General features: G+C 65.5%; 4 protein-coding genes and 1 tRNA gene. 3 read left to right on the top strand and 2 right to left on the bottom strand.

Annotation, left to right across the window (positions count from 1 at the left end):
• A partial coding sequence (locus JWQ91_RS16280) for an S-methyl-5'-thioadenosine phosphorylase (RefSeq protein ID WP_297786597.1) occupies positions 1-782 on the bottom strand: 782 nt, incomplete at its 3' end.
• Positions 783-853: 71 nt separating this feature from the next.
• On the opposite strand from JWQ91_RS16280, the gene JWQ91_RS16275 reads away from it, so the two are divergent.
• Positions 854-924: transfer RNA gene (locus JWQ91_RS16275), tRNA-Gly, on the top strand.
• Between the two features lie 56 nt (positions 925-980).
• On the opposite strand, the gene JWQ91_RS16270 is transcribed toward JWQ91_RS16275, so the two are convergent.
• Positions 981-2,258, bottom strand: coding sequence for an ROK family protein (locus JWQ91_RS16270; RefSeq protein WP_297786594.1), 1,278 nt, complete (start codon positions 2,256-2,258; stop codon positions 981-983).
• A 97-nt stretch (positions 2,259-2,355) separates the two neighbouring features.
• Here JWQ91_RS16270 and JWQ91_RS16265 point away from each other — a divergent pair, with 97 nt between their 5' ends.
• Together JWQ91_RS16265 and JWQ91_RS16260 are read left to right on the top strand one after the other, a co-directional pair.
• Positions 2,356-3,186: a sugar phosphate isomerase/epimerase family protein gene (locus tag JWQ91_RS16265; RefSeq protein ID WP_297786591.1), complete on the top strand. Its 831-nt coding sequence runs from the start codon at positions 2,356-2,358 to the stop codon at positions 3,184-3,186.
• A 28-nt stretch (positions 3,187-3,214) separates the two neighbouring features.
• On the top strand, positions 3,215-3,893 hold a 679-nt coding region (locus JWQ91_RS16260), incomplete at its 3' end, for a substrate-binding domain-containing protein (protein ID WP_297786588.1).

The raw sequence follows: 3,893 nt of genomic DNA, 5'->3' as shown, positions 1-3,893 counted from the left end.
CTGAGCCCGTCGAGCGACGAGGAGCACGCGCAGTCGCGGTCCGCGCCGAGACCTGCGACGACCCGTCCGAGCGCCTGCTTGAGGGTCCCGGTGTGCTCGGCGAACACCTCGAACACAGCCTCCATACTGACCGACGTCGCCTCGTCCACCCCCGCGTCGTGGTCCGTGACCAGCGCGACCGTGGCGTAGCAAAGCGCCAGCTCCCGCGCGAGGACCGCCTCGGGATGGCCCGTCATGTTGACGACGGCCCAGTCCTGCGCCGCGTACCAGCGCGACTCCGCCCGGGTCGAGAACCGAGGCCCCTCGATCACGACCATCGCCCCGCCGTCGACCGGATCGTGCTCGGCCAGCCCGTCGATCAGGTGCTCGCGCAGCCGCGGGCAGTACGGATCGGCGAACGAGACATGGCACGCGCCGGAGTCGTAGTAGGTCTGCACGCGACTCGTCGTCCGGTCCACGAGCTGATCGGGGACCAGGAACGTGCCCGGCCCGTGCTCGACCTGCAACCCGCCGACCGCGCACGGCGCCAACACCTGCCGCACGCCGAGGCTGCGGAGCGCCCACATGTTGGCGCGGTAAGGGACCTTGTGCGCGGGGAAGTCGTGGTGCCGCCCGTGCCGCGGCAGGAACGCCACCGCGCGACCCTCGACGGTCCCGATCGAGATCGGTGCCGACGGCTTCCCGTACGGCGTCTCGACCTCGACCTCGCGCGGGTCATCCAGGAACGTGTAGAAGCCGGATCCGCCGATCACGGCAACATCGGGTCGAGCGCTGTCAGTCATGTTCCGAGCATGGCAGCCGCCCACTGCGATGCGCATTCGATAGGGTGGCCACGACGCCTCAGGGCGTCGACGCCGATGTAGCTCAGTGGTAGAGCGCTTGCTTCCCAAGCAAGATATGCGAGTTCGATTCTCGTCATCGGCTCTCAATCACTCCGGCGCGGAGCGCCGTCGCCATGCGAGCCGATCCTGCCTAGGCGGTTACGAGGCGGTCATCTCGAGGTGACCAACGGGCGCACCGCGCTGGATCCACGCGCCGATGCCCTCCCGGCTGAAGAGCTGGTCGAGGACCAAGAAAGCTGCTCCGAGAAGAGACGGCGCCGGCATCGCGGAGGCTCGCATGATGCGCAGGTCGCGCGTAGCAAGGGGTAGGGAGCGTCCGTACACGGTCTGGCGGACGGCGGCCAGGAACACGTCGCCACTGTCGGCTACCTGCCCACCCAGCAGCACGAGCGACGGGTCGAAGAAATTGACCAGGGTGGCCAGTGTCTCGCCCACCATCCGGCCGGATCGAGAGAGCAGCTCGATCGCGACAGCGTCGCCATAGGTCGCCGCGGCGGTGATGTCGCGAGCTTCGAGACGCTCGTGCTCGCTGTTGTTCAGGATTGACTGGAGTCGCGGGCTGCGGCCCTCGGCGGCGGCGGCGGTCGCGTCTCTCACCATGGCGGCGCCGCCGGCCACCGCCTCGAGGCATCCGGTGTTGCCACAGCGGCACACGATTCCTTGTGCCTCGCTGACGGCCACGTGCCCGATGTCACCGGCGCATCCTTGCGCCCCTCGATGCAGCTTGCCGCTCGCGACGATCCCGGCACCGATCCCGGTGCCGATCTTGACCATGAGAAAATCGTCCTCATGCTGCGCAGCACCGGCTCGCAGCTCGCCCAGTGCCATCAGGTTGACGTCGTTGTCGACCCACACGGGTGAGCTGTAACGCTCTGACAGCCGTTCGCGCAGGGGGAAGGCATCCCATCCTGGCATGATGGGGGGATTCACGGGACGCGCCGTCGCGAACTCCACCGGTCCCGGGAGCCCCACACCGATCCCGTACAACGGCTTGTCGCTGTGCTTGGCCAGAAGACGGTCGAAGTGACGTTGAATCTCGGACAACGTCTCGTCAGGACCGATCCCGATGTCCCAGGGAACAGTCCTCTGGTCCAGAAGGGTCCCGGCGAGGTCCGTGAGGCCGACCGAGAAGCCAGTCGCTCCAAGAGGAGCCACGAGGACCATCCCCGCCTGCTCGTTGAAGCGCAGCTCTCGCGACGGCCGACCGCCTGTTGAGTGATCGACTCCGCTCTCGGCGAGGATATTGAGATCCAGCAGCTGGTCCACACGTGCTGTCACTACGTTCCGGCCGAGTCCCGACGCCCGAACCAGCTCCGGACGCGTGCGGGCCGAGCCCGAGCGGACCAGGTCCAAGACGGTGACCGTCCCCGCGAGGTGGTCGAGACGTGGTGCGCCTTTCAGCTCGCTCGTCCGCATGCTGAAATCCTCTCACACGGCAATTCCCCGTGTGTATTGACTTTCGCATGTGATCAACATTACTTTCCCCTTACCGGACAGAAGACAGGGTGAAGTGATGGAGATTGGCTACCATGCGCAGACGTGGGGCAGCGTGGCTGGTCACCCCGGCGGGGTCACGAGCATCAAAGACCTCTTCTACGTCACCGGCGGCGACATGACGGTCGCAGCCCGTGAGATCGGGCAAGCCGGGTACGCCGGCACGGAGATGTTCGACGGCGACCTGCAGAAGCACGCAGACGAACCGTCGACCTTGCGTGACGCTCTCTCCGCGGCTGGGGTCGAACTGGTCAGCGTGTACGCGGGCGCCAACTTCATCTATCCCGACGTCTTGGACGATGAGCTGTGGCGCATCACGCGCGCATGCGAGCTGGCCAACATGTTCGGCGCGGAGCGGTTGGTCGTGGGCGGCGGAAGCCGGCGGGCCACCGGGACGACGGATGGCGACTACACCCTTCTAGGAGAAGGGCTGACCAAGGTGGTCGAGATAGCCGCCGCACACGGTCTGGACGCCACCTACCACCCCCACCTGGGGACCATCGTCGAAAGCCCAGACGAGCTGCGGACCCTGATGGACAGGACGTCCATCGGTTTCTGTCCTGATACAGCGCACCTTGCTGCTGGCGGCGGCGACCCTGCTGCCGTCATCCGCGCCCATGGGGATCGGGTTCGCCATGTCCACCTGAAAGACATCGACATGGCGACGGGGCGCTTCCTCCCCTTGGGCTCCGGAGACCTCGACTTCGCAGACATCCTCCGCGCGATCAAGGAGACCGGCTACGACAGCTGGCTCATGGTCGAGCTCGACTACTACGAAGGACACCCCAAGGACGCCGCTGAGATCAGCAAGGCCTATCTCCACGACCTCCTGTCGCACATCAACGCTTAGACCACGTTCGTCCCAACCTAGGAGAACCATGCACCGACACACACGACGGATCGCAGCCGTCGCCACGATCACTGCCCTTGCCCTGACCGGTTGCAGCGCAGCCGACTCAGGCAAGAAGTCCGACAACAACTCAGCGGCCTCCAAGAAGGCAGAGCAGGCTCTCAAGGACATTCAAGGCAAGGTTCTCAGCAAGGGACCGCACGGCGAGGACCCATCCGAAGCCTCCGCAGCAGATCTGAGTGATGCGGACATCGCCGACATCAAGAGCAAGAAGGCCACAGCAGCCATCGTCATGCACTACGGCGGTAACGACTGGGCTGCAGCGCAGATTGACGGACTGAAATCGCAGTTCGCGAAGATGGGGATCAAGCTGGTCGCCACCACGGACGCCAACTTCAAGCCTGACAAGCAGGTCTCCGACCTGGAGACGGTCATGAGCAAGAAGCCGGACATCATCGTGTCGATCCCGACCGACCCCGTAGCCACCGCGAGCGCGTACAAGAAGGCGGCGGACGCAGGCATCAAGCTCGTCTTCATGGACAACGTGCCCAACGGCCTCAAGGCTGGAACCGACTACGTGTCGGTGGTGTCGGCCGACAACTACGGCAACGGCGTCACCTCAGCCCACATGATGGCCAAGGCGCTCGGCGGCAAGGGCCAGATCGGTCTGATTCACCACGAAGCCGACTTCTTCGTCACGAAGCAGC

The organism is Aeromicrobium sp., assembly GCF_025965075.1.
Lineage (GTDB): Bacteria > Actinomycetota > Actinomycetes > Propionibacteriales > Nocardioidaceae > Aeromicrobium.
This window is presented reverse-complemented; position numbering and strand designations above follow the sequence as displayed.

Excerpts from the sequence above, each read along its gene's own strand:
- JWQ91_RS16270 (WP_297786594.1), bottom strand. The coding sequence starts at position 2,258 with ATGCGGACGAGCGAGCTGAAAGGCGCACCACGTCTCGACCACCTCGCG.
- JWQ91_RS16265 (WP_297786591.1), top strand. The coding sequence starts at position 2,356 with ATGGAGATTGGCTACCATGCGCAGACGTGGGGCAGCGTGGCTGGTCAC.